Consider the following 3,087-nt stretch of genomic DNA (forward strand, 5'->3'; position numbering starts at 1 on the left):
CGACAAGGCAGGGGCGGCTTCACAGCCAGGGCCGGGTTGTTTTGGGACTAATTCATTCATGCCAACCATCAATCAACTGGTGCGTCAGGGTCGAACGGTCGAAAAGATCAATTCGAAGAGCCCTGCCATGCAGAACTCGCCGCAACGCCGCGGTGTCTGCACCCGCGTCTACACCACGACGCCCAAGAAGCCCAACTCGGCGCTTCGTAAAGTTGCCAAGGTCCGCCTGACCAACGGCTTCGAAGTCATCTCCTACATCGGCGGCGAAGGCCACAACCTGCAGGAACACAGCGTCGTGCTGGTTCGCGGCGGTCGTGTCAAGGACTTGCCCGGTGTTCGCTACCACATCGTGCGCGGTTCGCTCGACCTGCAAGGCGTGAAAGACCGCAAGCAGTCGCGTTCCAAGTACGGCGCGAAGCGTCCCAAGAAGGCTTAAGCCTTCCTGTCGTAGAAAACAAACAAGCGGTGTTCGGTTGCCTTGGCGGGCACATCGAACGAAGTGACCCAATGTCGGGTCGAGTAAGTGAGAGTCCGGAATGGCTCTCGCGGTATCGGAAACGATGCCAACTGAAGCAAAGAGGTTAGAAAAATGCCACGTCGTCGCGAAGTCCCCAAACGTGAAATCCTGCCGGATCCCAAGTACGRCAATGTCGAGCTGTCGAAGTTCATGAACGTGATCATGGAAGGCGGCAAGAAGGCTGTTGCCGAGCGCATCATTTATGGCGCGCTCGACTTCATCGAAAAGAAGAACCCCGACAAGGACCCGCTCGAGGCCTTCACCGTTGCCATCAACAACGTGAAGCCGATGGTCGAAGTCAAGTCGCGCCGCGTCGGTGGTGCGAACTACCAGGTGCCGGTCGAAGTCCGCCCGGTCCGCCGCCTCGCCCTGTCGATGCGCTGGATCAAGGAAGCCGCCCGCAAGCGCGGTGAGAAGTCGATGGCCCTGCGCCTGGCCAACGAGCTGATGGAAGCCACGGAAGGCCGTGGCGGCGCCATGAAGAAGCGCGACGAAGTGCACCGCATGGCAGAAGCCAACCGGGCATTCAGCCACTTCCGCTTCTAAGAATCAAACTTCGCTTGGGCGTTGGGTGTTGAGTGTCGGGCGACGTCGCCCGTGCTCAAGGCCCAGCGCTCAACGCATTTAACCCGAAAGTAAATCATGTCCCGCAAGACCCCCATCGAGCGCTACCGCAACATCGGCATCTCCGCGCACATCGACGCCGGCAAGACCACGACGACCGAGCGCATCCTGTTCTACACCGGTGTGAACCACAAGATCGGTGAAGTGCACGATGGCGCCGCCACGATGGACTGGATGGAGCAAGAGCAAGAGCGTGGCATCACGATCACCTCGGCTGCCACCACCTGCTTCTGGAAGGGCATGGCCGGCAAGTTCGAAGAACACCGCATCAACATCATCGACACCCCCGGCCACGTGGACTTCACCATTGAAGTCGAGCGCTCGATGCGCGTGCTGGACGGCGCCGTCATGGTGTACGACGCGGTCGGCGGCGTGCAGCCCCAGTCGGAAACCGTCTGGCGCCAGGCCAACAAGTACAAGGTTCCGCGCCTCGCGTTCGTCAACAAGATGGACCGCACCGGCGCCGACTTCCTGCGCGTGCGCCAGATGATGGTGGACCGCCTGAAGGCCAACCCCGTCGTGATCCAGATCCCGATCGGTGCCGAAGAGCACTTCCAGGGCATCGTCGACCTCGTGAAGATGAAGGCCATCATCTGGGACGAAGACAAGGGCGTGACCTTCACCTACGGTGAAATCCCCGCGAACCTGACCGACGTCTGCAACGAATACCGCGAAAAGCTCGTCGAAGCCGCTGCCGAAGCGAGCGAAGAGCTGATGAACAAGTACCTCGAAGGCGGCGAGCTGTCCGAAGAGGAAATCAAGAAGGCCATTCGCCAGCGCACCATCGCCGGCGAAATCCAGCCGATGCTGTGCGGCTCGGCCTTCAAGAACAAGGGCGTGCAGGCCATGCTCGACGCCGTCGTCGAATACATGCCCGCTCCGACCGACATTCCGCCGGTCAACGGCACCGACGAAGACGAAGCCCCCGTCACCCGCAAGGCTGACGACAACGAGAAGTTCTCGGCGCTCGCATTCAAGCTGATGACCGACCCGTTCGTGGGCCAGCTGACCTTCGTGCGCGTCTACTCGGGCGTGCTGACCAAGGGCGACAGCGTCTACAACCCGGTGCGCGGCAAGAAGGAGCGCATCGGCCGTATCGTGCAGATGCACGCGAACAACCGCGAAGAAGTCAACGAAATCCGCGCCGGCGACATCGCTGCCTGCGTGGGCCTGAAGGAAGTCACCACGGGCGAAACCCTGTGCGACCCGGCAGCCGTCGTGACGCTCGAGCGCATGGTTTTCCCGGAATCGGTGATCTCGCAGGCCGTCGAGCCCAAGACCAAGGCCGACCAGGAAAAGATGGGCATCGCCCTGCAGCGCCTTGCCCAGGAAGACCCGTCGTTCCGCGTCAAGACCGACGAGGAATCGGGCCAGACCATCATCGCCGGCATGGGCGAGCTGCACCTCGAAATCATCGTGGACCGCATGAAGCGCGAGTTCGGCGTGGAAGCCAACGTGGGCAAGCCGCAGGTGGCCTACCGCGAAACGATCCGCAAGACCGTCGAGGAAGCCGAAGGCAAGTTCGTGCGCCAGTCGGGCGGCAAGGGCCAGTACGGCCACGTCGTGCTCAAGCTCGAGCCGCAGGAAGCCGGCAAGGGCTTCGAATTCGTCGACGCCATCAAGGGCGGTGTGGTTCCTCGCGAATACATCCCCGCAGTGGAAAAGGGCGTTGTGGAAGCACTGACGCAAGGCGTGCTGGCGGGCTACCCCGTCGTCGACGTCAAGGTCACGCTGCACTTCGGCTCGTACCACGACGTGGACTCGAACGAAATGGCGTTCAAGATGGCCGCGATCTTCGGTTTCAAGGAAGGCGCCCGCAAGGCCAACCCCGTGATCCTCGAGCCGATGATGGCCGTGGAAGTCGAAACGCCTGAAGACTACGCCGGCAACGTGATGGGCGACCTCTCGTCACGCCGCGGCATGGTGCAGGGCATGGACGACATGAT

3 protein-coding genes are annotated in these 3,087 nt (G+C 61.6%); all 3 read left to right on the forward strand.

Annotated elements, in window-relative coordinates:
- The first annotated feature begins 58 nt into the window (after positions 1-58).
- Positions 59-436: a 30S ribosomal protein S12 gene (gene rpsL, locus AC1DOC_RS26350; protein WP_013543948.1), complete on the forward strand. Its 378-nt coding sequence runs from the start codon at positions 59-61 to the stop codon at positions 434-436.
- 153 nt (positions 437-589) lie between these two features.
- Entirely contained in the window at positions 590-1,063 is a 474-nt protein-coding gene (gene rpsG, locus AC1DOC_RS26355; RefSeq protein WP_478130807.1) for a 30S ribosomal protein S7, read from the forward strand.
- Positions 1,064-1,159: 96 nt separating this feature from the next.
- A partial coding sequence (gene fusA / locus AC1DOC_RS26360) for an elongation factor G (protein ID WP_478130808.1) occupies positions 1,160-3,087 on the forward strand: 1,928 nt, incomplete at its 3' end.

The organism is Variovorax sp. 01T439_2, assembly GCF_056398445.1.

Coding starts and splice junctions, on each gene's coding strand:
- rpsL (WP_013543948.1), top strand. CDS start 59: ATGCCAACCATCAATCAACTGGTGCGTCAGGGTCGAACGGTCGAAAAG.